At 69.1% G+C, this 24375-nt stretch carries 17 protein-coding genes; 8 read left to right on the top strand and 9 right to left on the bottom strand.

Annotated elements, in window-relative coordinates; all coding sequences use genetic code 11:
- Nucleotides 1-62: 62 nt before the first annotated feature.
- Complete coding sequence (locus ML01_RS08135) at nucleotides 63-869, top strand: PRC-barrel domain-containing protein (RefSeq protein WP_058554905.1); 807 nt, start codon at nucleotides 63-65, stop codon at nucleotides 867-869.
- Between the two features lie 247 nt (nucleotides 870-1116).
- Here ML01_RS08135 and ML01_RS08130 read toward each other — a convergent pair whose 3' ends face one another.
- On the bottom strand, nucleotides 1117-1347 hold the full coding sequence (locus ML01_RS08130) for a DUF2795 domain-containing protein (protein ID WP_058554904.1): 231 nt from the start codon (nucleotides 1345-1347) through the stop codon (nucleotides 1117-1119).
- A gap of 82 nt (nucleotides 1348-1429) precedes the next feature.
- Nucleotides 1430-1684 carry a DUF2795 domain-containing protein gene (locus ML01_RS08125; protein ID WP_082674068.1) on the bottom strand — a complete coding sequence of 85 codons (255 nt, stop codon included), beginning with the start codon at nucleotides 1682-1684 and terminating at the stop codon, nucleotides 1430-1432.
- 520 nt (nucleotides 1685-2204) lie between these two features.
- Between ML01_RS08125 and ML01_RS08120 the strand changes: the two genes are divergently transcribed.
- The gene (locus tag ML01_RS08120; protein WP_058554903.1) at nucleotides 2205-2519 is read left to right on the top strand and encodes an MTH1187 family thiamine-binding protein; all 315 of its coding nucleotides are present in this window, start codon (nucleotides 2205-2207) and stop codon (nucleotides 2517-2519) included.
- Between the two features lie 534 nt (nucleotides 2520-3053).
- On the opposite strand, the gene ML01_RS08115 is transcribed toward ML01_RS08120, so the two are convergent.
- Nucleotides 3054-5816 carry a cation-transporting P-type ATPase gene (locus tag ML01_RS08115; RefSeq protein WP_058554902.1) on the bottom strand — a complete coding sequence of 921 codons (2763 nt, stop codon included), beginning with the start codon at nucleotides 5814-5816 and terminating at the stop codon, nucleotides 3054-3056.
- A 588-nt stretch (nucleotides 5817-6404) separates the two neighbouring features.
- Complete coding sequence (locus tag ML01_RS08110) at nucleotides 6405-9557, bottom strand: glycoside hydrolase family 9 protein (protein WP_058554901.1); 3153 nt, start codon at nucleotides 9555-9557, stop codon at nucleotides 6405-6407.
- A 426-nt stretch (nucleotides 9558-9983) separates the two neighbouring features.
- Here ML01_RS08110 and ML01_RS08105 point away from each other — a divergent pair, with 426 nt between their 5' ends.
- From ML01_RS08105 to ML01_RS08090, 4 genes are all read left to right on the top strand, one after another.
- Nucleotides 9984-10979, top strand: coding sequence for an ABC transporter ATP-binding protein (locus tag ML01_RS08105; protein WP_082674067.1), 996 nt, complete (start codon nucleotides 9984-9986; stop codon nucleotides 10977-10979).
- On the top strand, nucleotides 10972-13944 hold the full coding sequence (locus ML01_RS08100) for a Gldg family protein (RefSeq protein ID WP_058554900.1): 2973 nt from the start codon (nucleotides 10972-10974) through the stop codon (nucleotides 13942-13944). The genes ML01_RS08105 and ML01_RS08100 overlap by 8 nt, the downstream gene beginning before the upstream one ends.
- Complete coding sequence (locus ML01_RS08095; RefSeq protein ID WP_058554899.1) at nucleotides 13941-15023, top strand: DUF4340 domain-containing protein; 1083 nt, start codon at nucleotides 13941-13943, stop codon at nucleotides 15021-15023. Before ML01_RS08100 ends, ML01_RS08095 begins: the two co-directional genes overlap by 4 nt.
- A 315-nt stretch (nucleotides 15024-15338) precedes the next feature.
- Nucleotides 15339-16667, top strand: coding sequence for a bifunctional alpha/beta hydrolase/OsmC family protein (locus ML01_RS08090; protein ID WP_058554898.1), 1329 nt, complete (start codon nucleotides 15339-15341; stop codon nucleotides 16665-16667).
- A gap of 46 nt (nucleotides 16668-16713) precedes the next feature.
- On the opposite strand, the gene ML01_RS08085 is transcribed toward ML01_RS08090, so the two are convergent.
- The 5 genes from ML01_RS08085 to ML01_RS08065 form a co-directional block, all read right to left on the bottom strand.
- Entirely contained in the window at nucleotides 16714-17169 is a 456-nt protein-coding gene (locus ML01_RS08085; RefSeq protein ID WP_058554897.1) for a hypothetical protein, read from the bottom strand.
- Nucleotides 17170-17396: 227 nt separating this feature from the next.
- Nucleotides 17397-17672, bottom strand: coding sequence for a hypothetical protein (locus ML01_RS08080; RefSeq protein WP_058554896.1), 276 nt, complete (start codon nucleotides 17670-17672; stop codon nucleotides 17397-17399).
- 317 nt (nucleotides 17673-17989) lie between these two features.
- Entirely contained in the window at nucleotides 17990-19606 is a 1617-nt protein-coding gene (locus tag ML01_RS08075; protein WP_058555020.1) for a hypothetical protein, read from the bottom strand.
- A 174-nt stretch (nucleotides 19607-19780) separates the two neighbouring features.
- Entirely contained in the window at nucleotides 19781-20491 is a 711-nt protein-coding gene (locus tag ML01_RS08070; protein ID WP_156427607.1) for a PEP-CTERM sorting domain-containing protein, read from the bottom strand.
- Nucleotides 20492-20589: 98 nt separating this feature from the next.
- Entirely contained in the window at nucleotides 20590-22677 is a 2088-nt protein-coding gene (locus ML01_RS08065; protein ID WP_058554894.1) for a PhoX family phosphatase, read from the bottom strand.
- Between the two features lie 457 nt (nucleotides 22678-23134).
- Here ML01_RS08065 and ML01_RS08060 point away from each other — a divergent pair, with 457 nt between their 5' ends.
- Together ML01_RS08060 and ML01_RS08055 are read left to right on the top strand one after the other, a co-directional pair.
- Complete coding sequence (locus ML01_RS08060; RefSeq protein ID WP_058554893.1) at nucleotides 23135-23314, top strand: hypothetical protein; 180 nt, start codon at nucleotides 23135-23137, stop codon at nucleotides 23312-23314.
- A 168-nt stretch (nucleotides 23315-23482) separates the two neighbouring features.
- On the top strand, nucleotides 23483-24375 hold an 893-nt coding region (locus ML01_RS08055), incomplete at its 3' end, for a choice-of-anchor I family protein (RefSeq protein WP_162267985.1).

Raw genomic sequence — 24375 nt, 5'->3', positions numbered from 1 at the left:
ACGATGACGATCACGACAACGACAACCGACAACGATAACCGACAACGACGAAGAGGTGCGACATGCTCGTCAGTCTCGCCAAGCCCGAGGGCTATCGGCTCGATGCCGCCGACGGCTACATCGGCCGCTGCGCCGACTTTCTGATCGACGATGCCTGCTGGGTCGTGCGCTGGATGGTCGCGGACACCGGCAACTGGTTGCCCGGCCGCAAAGTGCTCGTTTCACCCGCCCAGCTCGACACGCCGGACTGGTCGCATCACCGACTGCCCGTGCGGCTCACCCGGGAGCAGATCGAAGCGGCCCCGCCGCTCGACGACGACGCGCCGATCTCGCGGCGCTACGAGCAGGCCTTCAACGCCTTCCACGGCCTGCCGCACTACTGGCTCGGCAGCAACCTTTGGGGCCACTACCCGATGCCCTCGTCCATGCTCGGCCCGCGGGAGGCGGCGGATCAGCCCGTATCGAGGGTGCCGGACAACGCAGCCCTCACCGAGCCCATGACCACGGAGGACGAGGACCGCATTGCGCTGCGCTCGCTGCGCGAGATCACCGGCTACGGCGTCCTTGCGAAGCCCGGCGACGCCGATACGCCCGCTACGGAGCGCGTTGGTCGCGTCGACGACCTCATCATCGACGAGCGCACCTGGGCGGTACGTTACATCGTCGTGGACCGCTCCTGGCTGCCGCTGTCCAAGCACGTGCTGTTGCCCGTCGAGCTGGTGCGAGACCTCGACTGGACCACCCAGCGCCTGCACGCCGCGGCCACCGAGCAGCAGGTCAAAGACGCCCCCAGCGTCGAGCACGGCGAGCCCGTCACCGACCTGCTCGCCACCCAAACCGACGCCCACTACGGCCGCCCGCAGGCGTAGCGCCGCCCGGGTACGCGGATTGATCCGCCCCTGGGTACGCCGGATTGATCCGGCTCCGGGTACGCCGGATTGATCCGGCCCGGGCCAGGACAGCAGCCAAATGGGACAGCGTGATGGGAGGTGCGTTGACAAGACTTCCGGTGGTTGGGGCCGCCGGCGTCGTCCGACCATGGCCCCGTGCCCCCGGTCCATCGGGGGCGGCTCGGAGATCAGACCGCCGTGAGCACGGCGGTCATTCTGCGCGGTGTCAGTGAGACTCGCCGAAGCCCTTCTCGACGTCGGCCATGCTCTCGTACTCCCGATCCGGGATGTTGCTCAGGGCTTCGAGCACATCGGACGGGGCGTCGTGGGATTCAGCGTAGCTGAGGACGTCGTCCTTGCCCGCCGGGAAGTCGATGCCGCCGAGTGCCTGCGCGATGCCGGCTGCGGAGACGGTTTGAGCAGAGGCGTGACCGCCTTGCGCGCTGGGTGTTGCCATAGTGAGCTCTCCAATGGTTCTCGGTTTCAGGTTGTCGTTTCGAGGTTCTCGGTTCTGCGGCCTGTCGCCGCATGGCGCCGGCCTAGTGTGATTTGCCGAAGCCCTTCTCCACGTCGGCCATGCTCTGGTATTCCCGCTCCGGGAAGTCCTTGATGGCGTCGATGACTGCCTCCGGTGCCCCATTGGATTTGGCATGGCTCACCAGATCATCCCCGCGGGCCGGACAATCGATGCCGCCGAGGACCTTTGCGATGCTTGAAGCCGACAAGGTCTGCGCGGCGGCGTGTCCGCCCTTGGGGCCACGGACTTGGCCGGCCTTTACACTGGGATCAGTCATGGGTATCTCCCGCTGGAAGGTTGCTGTCTGTCTCATTGCGGCACACGCCTTGCCGCTGCTGCCGCAGGACCATCAGGAGTCTCTTCCAGGAGTTGCTTGTCTGTTGCCGTAACTGTTATTCGTCAACAGGCTCCGCGGCAAGGGTCCATTTCGGCGCTTGCGCGCGCCCACTCCTGTGACCCAAGACAAAGCAATGCCGATGCCATTGGCAATGAAGTCGATGCGCGTGAGGTCCTAGTCCGACCGCTTCTTCTGCTAATCAACCGTGCAAAGGGCTGCAAAGCGAATGCGCCAGTGTAATGATGTGTTCTGAAGGTGTCGTCCCGCACGCGGTGCAACATCTCTGTTAAAATTGCGGCTTCGCGCTTCGTGGTGCCACTCGTCCATGGCCTTGCGTAATGCACCACATCGAATGCACAGGGCGTCGCGGCCGCTCGGGTAGGTTGGATTTGCGCTAAGCTGATTGCGCGCCGGCCCTTCCGCTAGGCGCTGGTTTTTTCTGCCCAACCGGAGACTGCCAATGTCTGTTTTGATGGATTTCAGCATCTTCCCGATGGATCAGGGCGAAAGCGTCAGCGCCCAGGTCAGCGAGGTCGTGCGCATGGTGCGGGAGTCGGGCCACGCGTACCGGCTCACGCCCATGGGGACGGTGGTCGAGACTGACTCATTGGCGGAGGCGCTGGCGCTGGTGGAGCGGGCGGCGTCCGTGCTGGATGGCTTGGGCTGCCGGCGCGTCTACTCCGCGCTCAAGCTCGATATCCGCAGCGGTCCGTCCGGACGGCTCACACGCAAGGTCGAATCGGTGGAGGAGCACATCGGCGCGGTGCAGCGTTGAGTGACGGTTCAAAAATTACCCGTACACTCCCGGGATCAAGTCAGCCCAGCGAAACCCGACGTCACGGGCATCGACATCGCTATGAAAGCGCTATCGAAATCGCTATCAAGCGGTGCGCAAAGCGGACACTACAGCGCTGGGATCGCCGGCTTTCCAGCCGGCTCGGCTCGATGCCGCGTCGGCGGCGTCTGGGCCGATCAGAGGGCACATGCGCGCTCGTCCGCCCGACGGCGCGGCATGGGCAACCGCCCGGCTCCCGCGCCGCAGATCGCGTGCCGGGGGCATTGAGCCACCGGCACGCGAGGCCGGCTGAAGGCCGGCGCTCCCGGTCCGTGCCGGCGCGGTGTCGAGCCCGCTTGTCGGGCATAGCTCGGTTTGAGACCAGGTTTCTCGGTCCATCCGCAGCTTGCGCTGGTCCGACCCCCGAACTTTGCCTGCCCATCCGCAAAGCGCCCGGCGGGCGTCTCTGCGCGAGCTTCTTCATAGAGTCCTTCTGCGCGAGCCTTTTCTTGCCGCATCGCCACGGGTACGACGTCATGTCGAGGTCGTACCCGTTCGGGCCGCGGTGGCGCTGGGTTCTGCAGCAGGCGATGTCGGCCCGCGTGCGCCCCGTGGTCGCACCAGCTTTTCCAGTCCCATCACGGTGTAGATGACGAGTCCGACGCCGAGGATCGCGAGCCAGTAGGCGGCGGAGATGGGCTCGGTGTGGAACAGTTGGTTCATGACGGGCACATAGGTGAAGGCGAGCTGCACGGCGGCCATGGCGGCGATGCCGGCCCATATCCAGGGATTGCTGAGGACGCCGATGCGGAACATGGACCAGCGCAGCGAGCGGCAGTTGAGGAGATAAAAGGCCTGCCCGACCGCGAATACATTTACCGCCACGGTGCGCGCCTGCTCGACGCTGGCGTCGTGATGCAGCGCCCACTCGAACAGGCCGAAGGCCCCGGCCAGCAGCATGAGCCCGACCAGCAGGATGCGCTGCAGCAGCACGGCGTCCAGGATGGGCGACCCGGGCGGGCGCGGCGGGCGGTCCATGATGCCGGGCTCGCGCGGCTCGAAGGCCAGCGTGAGCCCCAGCAGCACGGCGGTGGTCATGTTGATCCAAAGCGCCTGTACCGGCAGCACCGGCAGGGGTTGTGCGAACAGCACCGCCACCAGGATCACCAGCCCTTGCCCGGCATTGGTGGGGAGGATCCAGGTGATGAACTTGGTGAGGTTGTCGAACACGCCGCGGCCTTCCTCCACCGCGGCTTCAATGCTGGCGAAGTTGTCGTCGGTCAGCACCATGTCCGAGGCCTCCTTGGCCACCTCCGTGCCGGCGCGCCCCATGGCGACGCCGATGTCGGCCTGGCGCAGGGCGGGGGCATCGTTGACGCCGTCGCCGGTCATGGCGACCACGGCGCCGCGGGCCTGGATGGCCTCCACCAGGCGCAGCTTCTGCTCCGGCGTGACGCGCGCGAAGACGGCGGTGCGCGCGGCGGCCTCGATGAGGTCGTCGTCGTGCAGCTCGGCGAGCGCGCGCCCGGTGAGCGCCGGCGGGCGTGTGCCGTCCGCCGCCGGCTCGCCGAGGCCGATCTGTTCGGCGATGGCGGCGGCGGTGAGGGCGTGGTCGCCGGTGATCATCTTGACATCGATGCCGGCCCGGCGGCAGGCCGCGACCGCCTGCACCGCCTCCTCCCGGGGCGGGTCGATCATGCCCTGCAGGCCGAGGCAGGTAAGCCCGCCTGCCAGGTCAGGGTGATCGATGGCGCTGCGTCCGGCCCCGTCCAGGCGGGCGAAGGCCAGCACCCGCAGGCCCCGGGCGGCCAGGGTGTCCACCTGCGCGCGCACGGCGCCCGGGTCCAGCGGCACCCAGGTTCCGTCGGCAGCCAGGGCCCCGTCGCAGCGGGGCAGCAGCGCCTCGACGGCGCCCTTCAGGTACACCATGGGACAGGTGCCGCCATGCAGGGTGGCCATGTACTGGTGCTCGGACTCGAACGGCAGGGTGTCCAGGCGCGGGGCCGCGTGGTGCTCCGCGGCGGCGTCAAACTCGGTCTTGGCCGCTGCGGTCAGCAGTGCCGCTTCGGTGGGGTCACCCTCAATGCTCCAAACGCCGTCGGTTTCCCGCAGCGCCGCGTCGTTGCAGAGCAGGCCAGCCCGAATCAGCTCCAGCAGAGCGCGCCGCGCGGCAACCTTCACCGGCTTGCCGTTGTCGGTGAGCTCGCCCCGGGGACTATAGCCGACGCCGCTCAGGGCGAATTCCTCACCCCCCGCCCAGAGGCGCTGGACGGTCATCTCGTTGCGCGTCAGTGTGCCGGTCTTGTCGGAGCAGATCACGGTGGTGCTGCCCAGGGTCTCCACCGCGGGCAGGCGGCGGACGATGGCGTGGCGGCGGGCCATGCGGGCCACGCCGATGGCGAGGGTGACGGTGAGCACCGCCGGCAGGCCCTCCGGGATCATGGCCACGGCGAGCGCCACCGCCGCCATGAACATGTCCACCCAGGACTCCCCGTGCAGCAGGCCGATGCCGAAGGTGAGCGTGGCGAGCGCGAGGATGCCGTAGAGGAGCAGGCGGCTGAATTGCGCGATCTGCCGCGTGAGCGGGGTCTCCAGCGGGACGGCTTGGGCAATGAGCTCGGAAATACGCCCCACCTCGGTGTGGTCGCCGGTGGCCGTGACCAGCCCCGCGGCGGTGCCGAAGGTGACGAAGGTGGATGAGTAGGCCATGTTCGCGCGGTCCGCCAGCGGGGTGTCGTGGCCCAGCACCCCGGCGCGCTTCTCCACCGGCACGGACTCGCCGGTCAGGGCCGATTCGTCCACCTTGAGATTGCGCACCCGCAGCAGACGCAGGTCGGCGGGCACCTTGTCCCCGGAGGCGAGCAGCACCAGGTCGCCCGGCACCAGCTCCCGGGCGTCGACGCGGCGGCGCTCGCCGGCGCGGACCACCGTGGCTTCGGTGGTGAGCGCGCGGGAGAGGGCGTCCAGGGCGCTGGCGGCCTTGCTCTCCTGCACGAAACCGATAATGGCGTTCAGCAGCACCACGCCGAAGATCACCCCGGCGTCCACGTAGCCCCCGAGGGCGAGCTTCACCGCAATCGCCGCCAGCAGCACGTACACCAGGGCCTGGTTGAACTGGTCCAAGAAGCGCAGCAGTGGCCCGCGGCCCTTGCGCGGCGTGAGTGCGTTGGGGCCGAAGCGCCGCTGCCGCTCTTCGACCTCGAGGCGGTCGAGACCGCGCTCCGGGTCGGCGTCGCACAGATCGGCCACCTCCGCCTCGGGGAGATGGTGCCAGTGCCTGTCCATCAGGTCCTGCATCGGATGCCTCCTCGGCGGTCGGGGGTTGAATTCGAAATCGAAATCGGTATCGAAATCGAAATCGGTATCGAAATAGCGTCTCTCGTCGCATGGATGGTCATGACCCTCCCGACCGACAAGCTTCTCGTGGCCCCGTGTTATGTTGTGTCGAAACCGATAGCGAATCCGATAGCGAATCCGATAGCGAATCCGATAGCGAACCCGATAGCGATTTCGATCTCCTTGACCGTCACTTAGGGCTGGGTAGAGCTTGGCGTTTTTAGAGCTTGGCGTGTTGACTGGAGTGTTGACCTCCAGGTCAACACGAATTGAACCGGATGCGTTGATAGCGCGATGCCGAGCCGACCTGGAGGTCGGCTCTCCGGCCCGTCTCCGGCCCGTCTCCGGCCCGGCAAGTGCAGGGTTTGTTGCATCACCGGGAGTCTAGGACAGGCGTGGCGCCGCAAGCCCGCAGTTGCGGGCGGCCATGGCTCGGAAAACCCGAAGTTTCTGCCGGCGAATCGGGGCGGCAGAGCCGCGAAGATGCGTATACCGAAGCAGAGCCTCGGCACCAAAGAAAAGCCTTGGCTCGGGCCGCTACGCGCGCGATCAGTAGCCCGCCGCGGCCATGATCTGCTGCTGCTCCGTGGTCATCGCCGCGCGCTGCTCGGGGGTGATGGCGGCCTTCCAGCCGTCCGTGGTGTTCTGCACCTCGATGCCGATGAGCGGGAGCTTGGCCGGCGGGATATGCGGCACCTGCACCGGCGGCAGCGCCGTGAACAGGCTCCACTGGTTGAAGGCGGCGATCTGCGCCGGCGCTAGCGCGAGCTGCTGCTCGAGGCTGAGCCGGCCGACCCAGTAGCGGCTATCCGGCGCGGCCAGGGCGGGGATCTGCTCCGACGTCAGCATGGCGATGTGGGCGTCGGAGGCGTCGAGCGCGGCTGCGCCCAAGGCCGTGATCTGTGCCGGCGTCACCAGCGGCACGTCGGCGACGGGCAGATCGCCCAGGCGGTAGATGGTGGTGGAGCCGCCGCCCGCGGGCGTCCAGGCGTAGGGGCTCGCGGTCACCGGCGGCAGGCTCGCGCCGTCGCGCACGAGGCCGAAGGCGACGGCGACGGCGGCCCATTCGCGGACCGTGGACTCGTTCATGGCGATCAGCGCGTGATCGTCGATCCAGCGGCGGTAGACCGGGTAGGCGCCGGCGTAGTCCGGCTTGCCGTCGCTGCCGAGGGCCGGCTGCGCGGGCGGCCAGTAGGCGGCGTTGACGGCGATGAAGGGCTCGCGGCTGGCGTTGAGGTGCCAGGTGGGGCCGCCGACGGCCAGCCCGGCCAGCGGCTCGGCGTTGGCGTCGTTGAGCGAGATGCGGTCCAACGGGTCCTGCACCGGGGCGGCGCCGATGCCGGTGAGATACACCCGCGACTGCGGGTTGGCGCCGAGGATGATGTCGAGCGCCTGCAGGGCCGTGTCGAGGTACACCGGCTCGCCGCTCAGGTGCCAGCCCTGGAGCAACGCCAGCGCGTCGATGGGGGAGGTTGAAAAGTTGCCCCAGCCGGTGAGCTCGATGGCCGGGTGCTTGGGCGAGCGGTAGGCGTCCTGCGCGGCGCGGGTGAGCTTGATGTCGGCGGAGAGCATGACGCCGCGGCGCGCGGATTCCACCAGCAGGATGTCGCGGCCGGCGTGGTCGGTCCGGGTCATGGCCCAGTGCGCGAAGGTGCTGTAGGGCGCGGCGCTCAGGTCCGGCGAGGTCTCCGTCAGCAGCGTGCGATAGGCGTCTTGATAGCCGCTGTCGCCGGTGGCGCGGTAGAGCTCTGCTGCCGCCCAGAGCAGGTCCGGCTTGGCGCTCTTCACGGCATAGGTGCCGCCGCCCGGATACTCGGCCGGGTTCTGATACAGCGTGCCCTCGGGCGGATAGACCGGCGCGGTGTTGGCGAACTGCCAGGCGTGCTCGGCGGCGGCCAGCGCAGCGTTGGCGTCGGCGGCATCATAGGGCGCAATGAGCCGCGCGTAGACGGCCGCCATGGCCGCGAACTGCGCCGTGGCGCGGGTGGTCTTCTCGTAGCGAAAGCGGGGCTCGCTCACGTCCGCCGGCAGGCCCATGTCCCACTGGGCGCTGGAGACGCGCCAGTAGACGCCGCCGTCGGTGTCCTGCATCTGCGTGGCCCAGCGCATGCCGAAGCCGAGCTCGTCCAGGATGTCCGGGATGCCGTTGCCGCTCTCGGGGACGCCAAGCTCACCGTCGGTGAAGTGCCCGGCGGGTGCCAAGTCCATGGCCAAGCCAATCAGACCCCAGACCGGCGCCGCGTTGTGCACGTACTGGCCATAGTCGCCGGCGTCGAACCAGCCGCCGGTGATGGGGCGGTGCGCGAAGGGCGTCTCGCCGGCGCTGAGCGGGTAGTCGGCCAGGATCGGGTGATTCACGGCGTCCAGCAGCGGGTCGATGCCGACGCGCTCGAAGCCGGGGTCCGCGTAGGGGGCGGTCAGCTCGGCGTTGCGCTTGTGGTAGAAGACGCGCATCGTCGTGCGCCAGACCTCGGCGTAGACGTCGTCGGCGATGCGAAACGGGTGGGACACGCCGACGCCCGGCACGGACAATCGATAGCGTCCGGGGGTGGTCAGCGCCGAGAAGTCCGCGGCATAGACGTCCTCGCCGCTCTTTAAGTCCGCGGCGGCGCGAAGCGCCAGCGCGCCGGTCAGCACCACGGCGCCGGTGTCGGCATCCAACACTTCAAAATCCGTCGCGTCCACCGGCATCGCGCCCAGATCGCCGAGCCAGTTGCCGACCAGACCGAGCTTGGTCGCGTCCGGCAGGTAGCCGACTTGGTTGACCTTGAGGCTGTCGCTGACGGCGGTCGCGTCGAGACGCACGGTTACCAGGGGCTCCGCCGGCCCGGCGCCGGAGCTGCCAAGCAAGGCCGACAGGTCCAGCACGTAGTCCTGCCCCGGCAGCAGCGCCTGCGGCAGCAGGAGGTGCAGGCGGGACTCCACGACGGCGCCGCGGCCGGAGTCCTCGATGCCCACCGCCGCACGGTCTACACCCGCCGCCGCGACGCCGACGGGTGTCGCGTAGGCCGCATCGGTGTCGCTCTGCACGCTGATGGCCGCGGCCTCGATGCCGGCGTGGTCGAGCCCGGTGATGCGTAGGCTCACGACCCGTGCGGAGGGCAGGGACCAGCCGAGGATCTCGGGCCGGGACGCATCCACCAAACGGATGCTGTCGATATGGAAGGGCGCCGCGGCCGGGTGCGGCAGGAAGGCGATGAGAAACACGCTGTCGAGCGCGAAGCTGTCGCTCGCGAGCAGGGCCATCGGGATGCTCGCCTCGCGCCAGGTGCCGTCCACGACACCGCCGTCCACGTGTTCGGCGACGCGCACGGTGTTGCCCCAGGTCTGGTCCACCAGCGCGAGCTCCGGGTCCACGCTGCCGGACTCCGCCCGGATGCGGAAGCTGAGCGCGCTGTAGGGCCGGAAGTCCGTGCGCCCCTGGAGTCGCAGAAACTGGTTGTGCCAGCGGGTCGGCGCGACGCTTAGCCCGAAGGCGCCCTCCCAGGCCGCCTCGGCGGACTCGGTGACGCGCTGGAGCTCCTGGAAGGAGGCCGCCGCATCGTCGGTGTAGAGGTCCAGCGCGGTGGCATTGGCGGTCGCGACGGCGGCACAGCACAGCAGCATGCGCGAGAGCCTGCGCACGCGGCGCGCGGTGGTGGGTGCTGTACGATCGCTGCCGAGCGGCAGGCGGGCGGTGGCGGTGGTTGCGTCGCTCGACATGGCGGACTCCGTCGCTGTGCGTGCCCCGGACGGTCCGGCCGGGGTTCGTCGGTATTTTTTCTTGATGACGGTCGCGACATTAGCCTATTGAGGCCCTTGCGCCGTGATTTGGCGCGCAGAACGCTGCAGTCGTCACGTCGGCGTTGCGCGTTTCGTGCTGCAAGTCTCGGTTTCGGGCGCGTTACTGAGCGGCAGGACCAAGGGGCCCTCCTCGGCCCCCGGCCCTCGGCCCAACTGCTGCGCTGTCCCGAGCAGCCACGGGCCGCCTTAACAAATCGTCATCCGGCGCCCCTTGCCGGCAGCGGCGCGCTGCTGTGAAATCCCCGCGCCGCGGCGGGGCTGCCGCGTGCCCTAGCCAGGGTTGCAGCGCCGCCGCCGAGCGCGGTGCTGCTCCCGCCCTCTGCCTCGTCCACGAGAAGCGCGATCATGATCGAAGTACGCGACCTGAGCCGCAGCTACGGCGCGCAGAAGGCGGTGGAGCGGGTGTCGTTCGACATCCGCCCCCGCGAGATCGTCGGCCTGCTGGGCCACAACGGCGCCGGCAAGACCACCATCATGCGGATGCTGACGGGCTATCTGGAGCCGAGCGGCGGCAGCATCCGCATCGGCGACAAGGATCTCGCCCGCCACCGCCGCGCGGTGCAGCGCAGCATCGGCTATCTGCCGGAGAACTGCCCGCTGTACCCGGACCTGACGGTGCTGGAGCACCTGGAGTACCAGGGTGCGCTGCACGGCATCCGGTGGGCGGAGCGACCGGCGGCCATCCGCCGCGCCGTCGCGCGCACCGAGCTGGGCGCGAAGGCCACGGCCACGGTGGCGACCCTGTCCCGCGGCTATCGCCAGCGCCTGGGCGTCGCCGCGGCGCTGCTGCATGAGCCGGATATCCTGATTTTGGACGAACCCACCAACGGGCTCGACCCCTCGCAGATCCAGCACATGCGCACGCTGATCCGCGAGCAGGCGAGCCACGCGACGGTCATCGTCTCCACCCACATCCTGCAAGAGGTCGAGGCCGTCTGCGGCCGGGTGCTGATCATGCGCGCGGGCCGGCTCGCGCTCGACAGTGCCATGGACAGCATCGGCACGGGCTCGCGGCTGCGCGTGACGCTGGACGGGCCGCCCGCCGAGGTGCGGGCCGTGCTCGGCGCGCTGCCGGGCGTCGGCGGCGTCGAGCCCATGGGCGAGGAGGGCGTGCGGCGCAGCTTCGCGCTCAGCACCGCGGACCCGAACGCCACGGCGCCGCTGGTGGCCGCCGCCGTTGCCGAGCGCGGCTGGGCGCTGTACGCGCTGGCGCGCGAGCGCCACGACCTGGAGGCCGTGTTCGGGCGCATCGCCGCCGCGGCGCCGCCCGCGGCTGCGGCCCCAGAGCGCGACGCCGCCGCAGCCGTCGAGTCCGAAGCACCGGAGGCCGCCCATGTCTGACCTGTTGCGTGTCACCCGCAAGGAGCTGTCCGGCTTCTTCGGCTCCGCGGTGGCCTATCTCTTTATCGGCGCCTTTCTGGCCGCCTGTCTGTTCGTGTTCTTCTGGGTGGAGGCGTTCTTCGCGCGCAACATCGCGGACGCGCGCCCGTTGTTCGACTGGATGCCGCTGCTGCTGATCTTTCTCGCCGCGGCGCTGACCATGCGGCTGTGGAGCGAGGAGCGCCGCGCCGGCACGCTGGAGGTGCTGGCGACGCTGCCGGTGCCGACCTGGAAGCTGGTGCTGGGCAAGTTTCTCGCCGCTTGGGCGCTGGTGGCCGTGGCCCTGGCGCTGACGTTGCCGCTGCCGCTGACGGTGAGCCTGCTCGGCCCGCTGGACTGGGGCCCGGTGCTCGGCGCCTATGTCGCGACGCTGCTGCTGGCCGCGGCCTACATCGCCATCGGGCTCTTCGTGTCGGCGCGCACGGACAACCCCATCGTCGCGCTCATCGGCACGACGCTCCTGTGCGCGGCCTTCTACATCATCGGCTCGCCGGCGCTGACGGGGCTGGTGGGGCATGGCGCCGGCGAGGTGCTGCGGCTGTTGGGCACCGGTGCGCGGTTCGAGTCCATCACCCGCGGCGTGCTGGATCTGCGCGACCTCTACTACTATCTCAGCTTGGTCGGCGTGTTTCTCGCGCTCTGCATCTACAGCCTGGAGCGGCTGCGTTGGGCGGCGGATCGCGCGCAGCGCGCCGGGCATCACCGCTGGACGCTCGTCACGCTGCTCGCGGCGGCCAACCTCATCGCCGCCAACCTCTGGCTGCAGCCGGTGGGCGACGTGCGCGCCGACCTGACGCGCGGGCAGGTCTACACCGTGTCCGACGCGACCCGCCTGTACCTGGAGCAGATCCAGGAGCCGCTCTTGATCCGCGGCTACTTCAGCGCCGAGACCCATCCGCTGCTGGCGCCGCTGGTGCCGCAACTGCGCGACCTGCTGCGGGAGTACGCGGTGGTCGGCGGCCCGCGGGTACGGGTGGAGCTGGTGGACCCGGCGAGCGCCCCGGAGCTGGAGCGCGAGGCCGGCGAGCGCTACGGCATCCGCCCGGTGGCCTTTCAGACCGCGAGCAAGTACCAGGCCGGGGTGGTGAGCTCCTACTTCGACATTCTGGTGCAGTACGGCGATCAGTTCGAGACGCTGGGCTTTCAGGACCTAATCGAGGTGAAGGCGCAGGGCGAGACGGACCTGGACGTGCGCCTGCGCAGCCCCGAGTACGATCTCACCCGCACCATCAAGAAGGTCCTGTACGGCTACCAGGGCGGCGGCGACCCGTTTGCGGGCATTGGCGGGCCGGTGCGCCTGCGCGGCTTCATCTCGCCCGCCGAGACGCTGCCGGAACCGCTGCCGGCGGTGCGTGCGGACCTGGAGGCGGTGCTGGCGGCGCTGGCGGCGGAGGCCAACCGCGGCGGCGCCGAGCGCTTCGGCTGGGAGATTCAGGACCCGGCGCAGGACCCGGCGCTGGCCGCCGAGATCGACGAGCGCTTCGGCTTTCAGCCGCTGGTGCTGGGGCTGCTCGACCCCGAGCCCTTCTACTTCTTCATGGTGCTGGAGCAGGGCGAGCGCGCCGTGCCGGTGCCGCTACCCGAGGGGCTGGACCGGGCCGCGCTGGAGCGGGCGATTGAGGCCGGCATCAAGCGCCTTGCGCCCGGCGTGCTGCGCACCGTCGCGCTCTACACGCCGGCACCGGCGCCCGCGGGCTTCCCCGGCATGCCGCAGGCGGCCGGCCCCGGCTGGACGCTGCTGAAGGACACGCTGCGCGAGGGCTTTGCGCTGCGCGAGACCGACCTCGCCACGGGCCAGGTGCCCGAGGACGCGGACCTGCTCTTTGTCGTCGACCCCACCGGGCTCGGTGCCAAGCAGGCCTTCGCGGTGGATCAGTTCCTGATGCAGGGCGGCACCGTCATGCTCGCCGGGGCGCGCTTCGACATCGACCTGTCCGGCCAGGAGATCCTTGCCTCCCCGGCGCAGAGCGGGCTCGAGGACTGGCTCGCGCACCAGGGCGTGCGCCTCGACGACCGCCTGGTGCTGGACCCGCAGAACACGCCCTTCCCGATCCCGGTGCAGCGGCAGCTCGGCGGCTTCGTGGTCGAGGAGATCCAGACGCTGGACTACCCGTACTTCCCGGACGTGCGCGACGACGGCCTGGCCGCTACGAATGGCATTACCGCGAACTTAGGCCAGGTGACCATGAATTGGGCCTCGCCCATCACGCTCGATGCGGACGCGCAGGCCGGGCGCGAGGTGACGCGGCTCATCGAGAGCTCCGCGGCGGCCTGGTCCAGCGCCGCGCCGGACATGCAGCCCGACTTCGAGCAACATGGCGATCTGGGCTTTGCGGTGGGGGACGACCGCGGCCGGAAGCTGCTGGCCGTCGCCATCGAGGGGCGCTTCGAGTCGGCGTTCGCCGGCCAGCCGTCGCCGCTGCTGCCGGATGCCGAGGCTGGCGAGGGCGCCGAGGACGACACCGCCGCGGAGTCGGGGTCGGACCCCTTCGATGACCCGGCCGGCGAGGCCGCGGACGCTGCCGACCCGCCCGAGCCCGTGGTCTCCGCCGTCGTCGAGCACTCGCCGGCGTCGGCGCGGCTCATCGTCTTCGGCTCCGACACCTTTCTCAGCGACACCGCCATCAGCCTGGCCACCGAGGCGACGCAGACGCGCTACCTCAAGCCGCTGGAGCTGGTGCAGAACGCCGTCGAATGGTCGCTGGAGGACCGCGGCCTGCTTGCGTTGCGCGGGCGCGGCCAGTTCAGCCGGCTGCTCGCCCCGCTGAGCGATGCCGAGCGGGTGTTCTGGGAGTATCTGAACTATGCGCTGGCCGCGGCGGGCCTGGCGCTCGTGTACTGGCTGCATCGGCTGCTGCGCCGCCGCCGGGAGCGGGTGCTGACGGCGATGCTCGCGGACGCCGCAACACGGGGGGCACTGGCATGAACGACACGACCCGGGCCATGCCGGCGGGCGCCGCGCGCCGCCGCTTCGGGCTGCATCCGGATTGGGCGGCGGCGCTGCGCACGCCGGTGGTGATCCTGCTCGCCGCGCTGCTCGTGGTGCAGCTCGGGTTGGCGCTGGTCACCGGCCGCGACCGCGGGCTTGCGCCGACGCTGGCGCAGGCGCCGCTGATCGGCGTCGACACGGCGGCCGTGAGCGAGATCGAGATCGAATCCGGCGACGGCGAACGCCTGCTGTTGCAGCGCCGGGCCGACGGCTGGGTGCTGCCGGCGTTGAGCGACTTTCCGGTCAGCGGCACCCGCGTGGAACAATTGCTCGGCGACCTCACGGGCCTGGAGCGCGCGCTGCCGGTGGCGACCAGCGCCGCCGCGCAGCGCCGGTTCAAGGTGGCCGACGACGCCTTCGAGCAGCGGCTCAAGCTGCGCGCGAACGGCAACGAGGCGGTGCTCATCCTCGGCGACTCGCCGGGCTTCCGGCGCACCTTCGTGCGGGTGGACGGCGAGGACGCGGTCTACGACCTGCGGCTCGGGCCGTTCGACCTCGCCGCCGAGCCCGCCGGCTGGATCGACCGCGGCCGGCTGCAGGTGGACCGCGGCCTGATCCGCCGGCTGCAGGTGGCGGGCGCGGACGACGGCTTCGCGCTGGTGCGGGGCGCAGAAGGCTGGGCGCTCGAAGGCAGCAACGAGGCCGTGGATCAGGACGCGGCCGACGCCTTTGCCGACGCCGTCGCCACTGTCGGCTACAACGACGTGCTGCTGCCCGATGCGGACCTCGACTACGACTTGGACGCGCCCGCGCGGGAGATCAGCGTCACGCTCGACGACGGCGAGCGCCGCTATCGGCTCGCGCCCATCGCCGAGAGCGAGGACTACGTGCTCCGCCGCGACGGCGAGCCCCATGTCTACCGCCTCGGTGCGTTCGATGCCGAGCTGCTGCTGGACACGGACCGGGCGGGGCTGCTGGGCGAGGACGAGGCGCCGGTCGCCGGTGCATTCACGGAGTCGGTCGGCGATGCAGCGCCCGCAGCGGAGGTGCCGGCTGCGCCGACGACCGAGCAGTGAGGCTCGGGGGCTGGCGAGGCGGAGCCTCAGCGCGAAGGCGGAGCGCGAAGAAGGAGCGCTGAGAGACGGTTCAATAACAATCTGTCGCCAGACCCGACGCCATCGACGACTGAGGAGGAACTACGAAACACGCGAAAAGCGCGAAAGAGGCTCGGGCGGCGGTCGTCCGTTTCGCGTGTTTCGTGTTTTTCGTAGTTGAAAAGAGTTGCGGAGGCGGGCTCCTCGGGCAGGTTCCATAAGCCGGCGCGCTGCCCCATCTCCGAGCGTTTCCCCAACCCCCTCGGGCGTTTCGCCCGACCTCAGCCGGAGCCCGCGATGGCGCGCATCAAGCTCGATTTCCAGAACGCGCAGGGCGACAAGCTTTCCGGGCTGCTGGAGACCCCGCCCGCGGGTGTGCCGACGCAAAAGCACGCGCTGTTTGCGCACTGCTTCACCTGCGGCAAGGACATCGCCGCCGCCTCGCGCATCAGCCGGGCGCTGGCGGCGCGCGGCATCGCGGTGCTGCGCTTCGATTTCACCGGGCTCGGCAACAGCGACGGGGACTTCGCGAACACCAGCTTCTCGTCCAACGTGCAGGACTTGGTGGCCGCCGCCCGCGCGCTGGAGGCCGATCACGTGGCACCGGCGCTGCTGATCGGCCACAGCCTGGGCGGTGCCGCGGTGCTCGCCGCCGCGCACGAGCTGCCAAGCGTCGAGGCGGTGGTGACCATCGCCTCACCGGCGACGCCGAAGCACGTGGAGCATCTGTTCAGCGGCGTGCGCGGCGAGCTGGAGGACACCGGCGAGGCGGAGGTGAAGGTTGGCCAGCGGCGCTTTCGCATCCGCCGGCAGTTCCTCGACGACCTGGAGCATCACGCCGACGCCGAGCACATCCGGCGCCTCAAGCGGGCGCTCTTGATCTTCCACTCGCCGGCAGACGAGATCGTGCCCATCGAGGAGGCCGCGAAGATCTACCGCGCCGCGCTGCACCCGAAGAGCTTCATCTCCCTCTGTGACGCGGACCACCTGCTGACCAATCGCGAAGACGCGGAGTACGTCGCCGAGACGCTGGTTGCCTGGGCGAGCCGCTATCTGAACCTGCGCCAGCATGCCGAGGAGGCCGGGCTCGGCACCGCGCCGGCGGTCGGCAAGGGGCAGGTGGTGGTCACGGAGCGCGAGGGCCGCTTCCTGCGCGGGCTCTACACCGAGCACCACCAGCTCCTGGCCGATGAGCCAAAGGGCGCCGGCGGCACGGACCTGGGGCCCTCGCCCTACGACCTGCTGCTGATGGCCTTGGGCGCCTGCACGTCGATGACCATCCGAATGTACGCCGAGCACAAGGGCTTGCCCCTCGACGACGTGGAGGTGCGCCTGACGCACGACCGCATCCATGTGGACGACTGCGAGGCGGACTGCGACGAGGCGACCCGGGCCGCCGCAGACAAGCAGGGCCGCATCGAGGTCATCGACCGCGTCATCGAGCTGACCGGCGACCTGACGCCCGAGCAGCGCCGTCGCATCCTCGCCATCGCCGACCGCTGCCCGGTGCACCGGACCATGACGAGCACGCCCGTGATCCGCTCGCGACTCGCGGGCGGCGCCGTGCCGCCCGACCCCGATGCGTCTGCCGCGCCCGCGACATCGGGTGGCGGCTCGGACTCGTGACGGGGGACATGCGGGACATCGCGGCGCAGCGGTGTCGCGAGCCGCATCAGTGGCGCCGACCGCTGCGGTCGATATGGAAGCTCTTGGACGGGTCTACCGGCTCGTAGACGGAGAAGCGTGAGAACAGGACCTCCTCCGAGCCGTTCGTCGGCGCCAGGGCGCAAAGGCCTGTGTCCAGGTCGCGGAAGTAGAAGGTCACGCCCAGCAGGTCGCCGACGGCGAAGGCACCGTGGGCGAATCCGAACTGCTTGAGCCAGACCACCATCAGCCGCCGCGGTTGGATCTGCGTGTCGGGCGCCATGCGCTGGTGCATGATCTGGATGATGCCGCGGAACCGCATCTCGATGGTCTTGTCCTTGAGCGGCTTGCCTTTGGCGGTGAAGGCCGGGTCCGGCGTCAGGACGTCGAAGAAATAGTTCATCGGCTCGGAGAAGTTTGTTGCGTTGACCAGCAGGGTCTTCAAGTGAGCCATCTTGCCGGCGAGGTTGGTCGGTTGGGTCATCTGCGCCGTCTCCTGTTGCCATGGTCGATCGAGGTTGCAGGCCCGCGGCACCGCTGCCAACGGCCATGGCGACCGACCAGCGTCCCCCGGAGCATGAAGCTGCTCGCCATGGCCGTTTCCCTCACCCCGGCGCTCTGCCAGAGGGAGAGGGAGAGGGAGAGGGAGAGGGAGCGATGGAGAGGGAGATTCAGGAGCGCGCTGCGTGCAACGTTCATGGTGAAGCGGTTTTACTCGCCGTCGCCAGCCTCCTTGAGCCGCTCCGCCTCGGTGAGCACGTCGATGATCTCCTGCTCGGTGACCTCGCCATCGGCCCGCGCGCGCTCGGCGGCCGGGCTCAACTCCGGGAAGCGCTCCACAACGGCGTCCAGCATCTTGAGCTGTTCGGGCGAGGCCGGCAGGTCGAGCGGTTGGCCGGCTTGGTCCGACGTGCCGTCGCCGCAGCCGGCCAACGACAGCGCGGTCAGCAGCAGTGCGGCGGGCGCGAGGCGGGGGAAGATCTGCATGTTCGCTTTCCTCAACATAGGGTGGCATAGGGTGGTGATGACGGTTTTGGAGTCGGGCCGAACTATAACCGAGCCGCCTTTGCGCGAGCTTCGTCTTTAGGCTGCAACCGCGTGTGAGCGCGGCTGCGGCGGCGGCCCGGCCGAGCCAGGGGCGGACTAAGGCGATTTCTGTCAAAAGAACATACCGCCTGGCTTGTCTTCTCGCCCGCCTTCTGCGTCGCGGCAGCGGGTGCATAGTTCGACGATGCACCCGCTGCCGCTCCTTGAAGGCGGACGAAAATCCTGCGCCATTCGGTACGTTTTTTTCCGGCAATCGCCTAAGCGCTGCTGAGCCGCGTCAGCTTCACCAGCGCAATGGCCGCAAAGGGCAAGATCAGCCCGAGCGCCAGCACCGTCCACAGCAGTACGCCGAGCTCGGAGTAGTCCGCGGGCACGGTCACGATGCCGTCGGCGCGCACCTCGCGCGTGATGGTGAAGAGCTGGTTTAAGTACTTGGTGCCGAGCTGGGCGGCGGAGAGGGCCAGGTTCGCAAACGACGACATGACGGCGAAGAAGGTCGCCTTCAGGTGCGCGGGGGCGGAATTGGCGATCCATGCGAGCATCGGCACCATGGCGACCTGGCCGAGGGGCGACTCCAACGCCGTGTCGATGAGCGCGATGAAGCGTGCATCGACGATGCCGCCGGTGCGGGCGGCGGTCCAGTCCTGGATGCCGTAGTAGAGCCCCAGGTTCGGCAGGGTCAGCAGCGTGCCCAGGATGGTCAGGAAGGCGACCAGATAAAGAATGGAATGGTCCGCCATGAAGCGGCGGAATAGGAACAGCACGGCGAGCGTCGCGCCGCTGCCGACCAAGGACAGCACGGAGATGAACTGCTGATCGAAGCCCAGGTCGTCGATCATCCACCAGGTCTGCCCGGCGCCGGGGCTGGGCACGGCGCGAAACACGAAAATGACGATGGCGGTGCCGATAAGCACCCGCGCGGCCGCGGGCGTGAGCTCCCGCAGCAGTCGCGAGATGAGGAACACGACAATGCCGAGCGAGCCCGCGAATACGATCTCGGTGTTGTACGGCACGTCGCCCAGGCCCATGGACAGCGTGAATACGACGAACACCAGGCTGCCGCCGAGAATCCACCAGTTCGGCTGCGTGGCCTGCTCGCCGCCGTGGAGCAGGCGCTCGGCGGCGGCGTGCTCGCCGAGCGCTCGCAGGCGGCGCAGCTCGCGCTGCTTGAGCAGTCCGCCCAGGATCACGCCGGAGATGGACGTGACGGGAATGAGCAGCGCAAGCTCGTAGATGTGCACGTAGACGCTGACCTTGGCGGCCTCGTCCATCGCCTCGACACCGCGGAACAGGAACACGTTCAGCAGTGCAACGAAGACCCCGCCGCCGATGATGGCGACGCGGCCCAGCGTCTGCATGGTGGTGTGCATGAGCCGGCGCTCTTCGGCGTCGAAGGGGCGGCCGGCATCGTCGAGGGTCGGCACCGCCTCGACGGTCATGGCGTCGGCGACCACGTCCTGCACCACGTAGCCGAGCGGCGCGAGCAGCACGCTCAGCACGTACCATGCCTCCAACGGCATGGTCGCGGCCATGGCGTCCGGGTCGGTCAGGAGCCCGAGCATGATCAGCAGGCTCGCCGTGATGAGCCCGGCGCCGGCGTAGACCATGAGCGCCTTCCAGCGCCAGATCAGGTCCACGACATGCCCGAGGGGCATCTTGAGCGACCACGGGATCATGGCCCAGAAGCCGAGTGCCGCCAGGAATTCCGCCGAGAGCCCGAGATAGTCCTTGACGAAGAAGGTGCCGACGATGGCTGTCAGCCCCTGCACGCCGGCGGCGACATAGACCATCAGCGGCGGCAGGTAGGAGAACTTGACCTCGCGGCCGAGCTCCAGCACGGTCCGGTCGAGCCAGTGATAGGCCTGTGTCCACATGGTCCGCATAGATGCGGCAGATGGGTGGCCGGTGCAAGCGTTTTTTGCGCGAGCGGGCGCGGTCGCGGCGGGCGTGATGAACAGGCGTCCCTGCCTGCGGCGCGAGTGCGCCGGGTCGCGGTTGTCGGCGGCGCCGAGGCCCCGCAAGCTCGGGGGCCGAAGGCGCGCAGCGACTCAGTCGGCTCGGCGCCGCCGCATCAGCCCCACCAGCGCGAGTCCGGCGCCGAGCAGCGGCAGGCTGGCAGGCACCGGGACGTGGGCGGCGTCGCCGCCGGTATCGAGGAACATCCAGACGCTGACGGTCTCGTTGTTCGCCACGCTGACGAGGAAGGAGCCGCTGTCGTCGGCGTTGCCGGTGGGGGCGCCGTCCAGGGCAGCCGAGACGATCTCGTCCACGATGACGTCGAAGTCCGTGAACAGCTCCAGCCGCGCCCAAGCATTGGCGGCGGTGGAGCGGCCGGTGGGCTGCTCGGCCACCGACACGAAGAGCTGATACAGGTAGCTAAACTCAAGCTCGACGTCGGACCCGGAGGTGTTGGTGATGTCGACGCTGGCCTCGGTCAGCAGGGTCGCGGCGGCGTCGGCAGGTCCGCTGTTCGGTGCCAGCGCGTCACCGATGGACGTGAGCGTGGAGCTGATGACCTCGAAGCTTGGGTCCTCCAGCAGCGCGTCGTTGTCGAAGAACGCATGCGCCGGATCTGACACGGAACCGTCATCGGAGACGACAGTATTGAACCAATCGAGCGTCACGCCGGCCACGGGCGTAGACACAAGCTGGATATCGGCGAAGGCCGTGGCGCTGAAGACGCCGGCCTGAGCCATCGGCGCGGCGCCGGCGAGTGCGAGTGCGGCGGCGAGCGCGCGCAAGGAACGTATCGATTTCATGAATGGGATCCCCGGAGAAATTGAGTGCTGAGGCGGGCGTTGCGGGGGCGGTTTTGCCCCCGCAGGCACCGCGCCCGCCAACGGGCGCGGCGCCGGGCTCAGAGCCCGCCGATCTCGCCGCCATTGTCGCGGGTGATGACGATGGTGGCCGAGCGCGGGCGGGCACCGCGGTCCGGCCAGTCGCTGACGGCCGTGGGGTTCGCTGCGCTGCTGCTGCCGCCTTCACCCGGGTGCTGCAGGTTCACGAACAGGGTCTTGCGATCCGGCGTGCCGGTGACGCCGGTGACCTCGGAGCCGAGCGGCCCTGTCAGGAAGCGACGGATCTCGCCGCTCGCGGGGTCGGCGCAGAGCATCTGGTTGGTGCCGATGTTCTCGTTGACGCCGCCGGTTGCGTAGCTCAACGCATTGGTCGTCGCGTCGGTCTGGATCCACAGCCGGCCGGCCGAGTCGAACCAGAGCCCATCCGGGCTGTTGAACAGGTCGCCGTTGACGTTGCCCTGCAGCCGCTCTTCGGTCTTATCCGGATCTCCGGCGAGCACGAAGATGTCCCAGGTGAAGGTCGTCGAGGTGCTGTCGTCGCCGTCCTCGTGCCAGCGGATGATGTGGCCATAGGCGTTGCCGCTCGGGCTGCCGTCGTCGCCGCGCGGGTTGGCGGCATCCACCGGCGGGCGGGCGCTGCCGGCGTTGTTGAGCCCGTCCGGGGTGTGGCTGGACTCGGGCGTGGTGCCGCGGCGGCTGTTGTTGGTCAGGGTGCAGTAGACGTTGGCCGGGGCCGACGGGTTCGCGCTGATCCACTCCGGGCGGTCCATCATCGTCGCGCCGACGGCATCTGCCGCCTGGCGGGTCTTGATGCAGATCTCGGCCTGGCTCCAGGTTTCCAGCCCCGAGGTGGCAGGCGTCAGCGGGATCCACACGCCGGTGTTATCGCCGTTGAACTTCGCGACGTAGAGCGTGCCCTCGTCGAGCAGGTCCATGTTCGCGCGGCGGTTGTTCGGGTTGTAGCTGCCGGTGGTGACGAACTTGTAGATGTACTCGTTGCGCTCGTCGTCGCCGGTGTACAGCACCACCTGGCCGCTCCCGGCCACCACGTGCTCGCAGTTCTCGTGCTTGCAGCGGCCAAGCGCGGTGCGCTTCTTCGGCATGCTGCGCGGGCTGCTCGGGTCGATCTCCACCACGTAGCCGAAGCGATTTGGCTCGTTCGGGTTCAGGTCGGCGCGGAAGCGATCGTCGTGCTCGTGCCAGCGGTAGCCGAAGCCGGTCTGGCTAATGCCGTAGCGGGTCTGGCCGCTCAGAGTCTCGAACTTCTGGTCATCGCCCGGCACACCCACGACGTCGCCGGTGGGGTTGGCGAAGTAGCCGTTCCAGTTCTCCTCGCAAGTCAGATAGGTGCCCCAGGGCGTATAGCCGTTGGCACAGTTGTTCAGCGTGCCGAGCACCCGGGTGCCGGTCGGATCGGCGTCGGTCTTGAGCAGGTCGTCGCCGGCGGCGGGGCCGGTGAGCTGCATCGGCGTATTGCCGTGGATGCGGCGGGCGAAGGGCGACGGGCGCTTGACCTCCCAGCGGCCGGTGCGCGGATGGCGCCAGAGCTCGACGATGCTCACACCGTGGGCGTGCTGGGACTTGCGGACCTTTTCCAGATTCCAGTTCGCCGTCCCGTCCGGGAACAAGAACTGTTGATTGTTGTACTCATGGTTGACGCAGAGCACGCCCCGGCTCGAGCCCAGACGGCCCGGGCGCGGGAAGAAGTGCATGCCGTCGTGGTGATCGCCGGACTGCAGCGTCTGGTCGATGGAATCGTTGCTCGCGTCGTCGCGCCAGGCGGGCTCGCCGGGCCGCTGGCCGAGGGCGCCGATCGGATCGCCCCAGGCGTAGAGCACCTCGTAGCTGTAGCCGGGCGGCAGCAGCACGTCGTCCACAAGACCGTTGGCCAGGGTGTTCGGGGCGATGCCGTCGAAACCGATGCCGCCGAAGCCGTTGCTCGGCGGGATCGGCCCGATCGTGCCGGCGGCATCGGCCGCGCGCATGCCGGTCAGGCTCGATACGCCCGGCACGCCGAAAAAGCCGACCAGGGCGGCACCGATGCCGCCGGCCAGCAGCTCGCGGCGCTTCAGGTTGATTTGCAGGATCTCGTCGAAGTGCGGGTTCTGGCAGGGATTGCTGATGGAATCGTCGTCGTGGTGTTGCATCGTGGGCCTCGTCGCGCTCTTGCTGGAACCATTGAAGGACGGCCGGCCGGGAGCCGTTTGGGCGGCTGCCGTCGGAGCGCGGCATTCTGCTGAGCGAACATGACGGGCGTCCCATCGGTTCGGTGACAATTCCGAGACGAATGCTCGGGTATGCTTGCTGGGCGACGGGCGACGGGCGACGGGCGACGGGCGACGGGCGACGGGCGACGGGCGACGGGCGACGGGCGACGCTTGCCGAGGCGCCCTGCTCGGCGCGCCGAGTCGGGACAAGGGCTCCTGCCGACGCCTCGCCCCGGCGTAGCGGCCCTTGCCGCCGACGGCGCCAACGCGGCCGGAGCGACGACAGACGCGCATCGACTGCCCGGACGGCAGCGTGGCAAGCCCTGGTATCCCGTCTGCGCGGCGTACAATAACGGCATCAAAGAGCGTGGGTTGCAGGAAGGAGAGGAGAGATCACATGAGGTTCATCACGGTCCTCGTTCTGGCGCTGTTGCTGTGCGGCTGCGCCAACATGAATCGCTCGGAGCAGCGCATGGTGTCCGGTGCCGCCATCGGCGGCGTCGTTGCCGGCCCCATCGGTGCGGGGGTCGGTGCCGGCATCGGCTACATCGTCGAGCGCTCCGAGGACGGTTACTGATCCAATCGGGGAGCGCCGGCGCGCAAGCCGCGGCGGCACACCCGAACGGACGCGATCGCGGCGGCTGGCGTGATGCCGCCCGGCGATCGTCATCTGTTCGTCGCATTGCTCCGGTAGGCTGTCGGCGCTCAGCCGAGCGCCGTTATGCAACCTATCGGGGAACACAGCATGCAAACTTTTGCCCGCGCCGTTCTTGGCGCCGCCATCGCCTGCGCCGCCTCGGGCGCCTTGGCCGAACCACTGATCGACCTGAACCAGCGTTGGACGTACGAGACCGGCATCTTTGACGGCAGCGCCGCCGAGATCGTCGCCCATGATCCGGTGACGCAGCAGGTCTATGTCGTCAACGGTGCCGAGTCGCGCATCGATGTCCTGAATGCCGCCACCGGGGCGTTCGTCACCAGCCTGACCAGCTTTTCGGGCTTCGGCGTGCCGAACAGCGTCGCCGTCAAGAACGGCGTCATTGCGGTCGCCGTCGAGAACGGAACCAACAAGCAGCAAAGCGGCCGCGTCTACTTCTACGACACTGCCTCCGGGACCGAGCAGAGCGTCGCGACCGTCGGTGCCCTGCCGGACATGGTCACCTTCACGCCGGACGGCTCCAAGGTGCTGGTCGCCAACGAGGGCGAGCCCAACTCTTACAACCAGGGGGACAGTGTCGATCCCGAGGGCAGCGTGTCGGTGGTGGATATCGCCAGTATCGCCGCGCCGACCGTGACGACCATTGGCTTTACGGATTTCAATGTCGGCGGCTCGCGCAACGGCGAGCTCCCGAGCGACGTGCGCATCTTCGGCCCCAACGCATCCGTCGCGCAGGACTTGGAGCCCGAGTACATCACCGTGTCGCCGGACGGCAGCAAGGCCTACGTGAGTTTGCAGGAGAACAACGCCATCGCCGAGGTGGACCTCGCGAGCAACAGCATCACGGCCATTCGTGCGCTGGGTTTCAAGGACCACAGTGCCGCTGGCAACGCGCTCGATGCGAGCAATCGGGACGGGGCCATCAACATCCAGAACTGGCCCGTGCTCGGGATGTATCAGCCGGACACCATCGCAAGCTA

Source organism: Thiohalocapsa sp. ML1, assembly GCF_001469165.1.
In the GTDB taxonomy this organism is placed as follows: Bacteria; Pseudomonadota; Gammaproteobacteria; order Chromatiales; family Chromatiaceae; genus Thiohalocapsa.
The sequence above is the reverse complement of the archived record's forward strand: the minus strand, read 5'-3'. Positions and strand labels throughout refer to the sequence as shown.

Bases quoted from the DNA above. Each gene is read 5' to 3' on its own strand.
- ML01_RS08090 (WP_058554898.1), top strand. From the start codon at position 15,339: ATGGCGCGCATCAAGCTCGATTTCCAGAACGCGCAGGGCGACAAGCTT.
- ML01_RS08130 (WP_058554904.1), bottom strand. From the start codon at position 1,347: ATGGCAACACCCAGCGCGCAAGGCGGTCACGCCTCTGCTCAAACCGTC.
- ML01_RS08105 (WP_082674067.1), top strand. From the start codon at position 9,984: ATGATCGAAGTACGCGACCTGAGCCGCAGCTACGGCGCGCAGAAGGCG.
- ML01_RS08075 (WP_058555020.1), bottom strand. From the start codon at position 19,606: ATGTGGACACAGGCCTATCACTGGCTCGACCGGACCGTGCTGGAGCTC.
- ML01_RS08095 (WP_058554899.1), top strand. From the start codon at position 13,941: ATGAACGACACGACCCGGGCCATGCCGGCGGGCGCCGCGCGCCGCCGC.
- ML01_RS08110 (WP_058554901.1), bottom strand. From the start codon at position 9,557: ATGTCGAGCGACGCAACCACCGCCACCGCCCGCCTGCCGCTCGGCAGC.
- ML01_RS08115 (WP_058554902.1), bottom strand. From the start codon at position 5,816: ATGCAGGACCTGATGGACAGGCACTGGCACCATCTCCCCGAGGCGGAG.
- ML01_RS08080 (WP_058554896.1), bottom strand. From the start codon at position 17,672: ATGCAGATCTTCCCCCGCCTCGCGCCCGCCGCACTGCTGCTGACCGCG.
- ML01_RS08120 (WP_058554903.1), top strand. From the start codon at position 2,205: ATGTCTGTTTTGATGGATTTCAGCATCTTCCCGATGGATCAGGGCGAA.
- ML01_RS08135 (WP_058554905.1), top strand. From the start codon at position 63: ATGCTCGTCAGTCTCGCCAAGCCCGAGGGCTATCGGCTCGATGCCGCC.
- ML01_RS08125 (WP_082674068.1), bottom strand. From the start codon at position 1,684: ATGACTGATCCCAGTGTAAAGGCCGGCCAAGTCCGTGGCCCCAAGGGC.
- ML01_RS08100 (WP_058554900.1), top strand. From the start codon at position 10,972: ATGTCTGACCTGTTGCGTGTCACCCGCAAGGAGCTGTCCGGCTTCTTC.
- ML01_RS08060 (WP_058554893.1), top strand. From the start codon at position 23,135: ATGAGGTTCATCACGGTCCTCGTTCTGGCGCTGTTGCTGTGCGGCTGC.
- ML01_RS08070 (WP_156427607.1), bottom strand. From the start codon at position 20,491: ATGAAATCGATACGTTCCTTGCGCGCGCTCGCCGCCGCACTCGCACTC.
- ML01_RS08065 (WP_058554894.1), bottom strand. From the start codon at position 22,677: ATGCAACACCACGACGACGATTCCATCAGCAATCCCTGCCAGAACCCG.
- ML01_RS08085 (WP_058554897.1), bottom strand. From the start codon at position 17,169: ATGACCCAACCGACCAACCTCGCCGGCAAGATGGCTCACTTGAAGACC.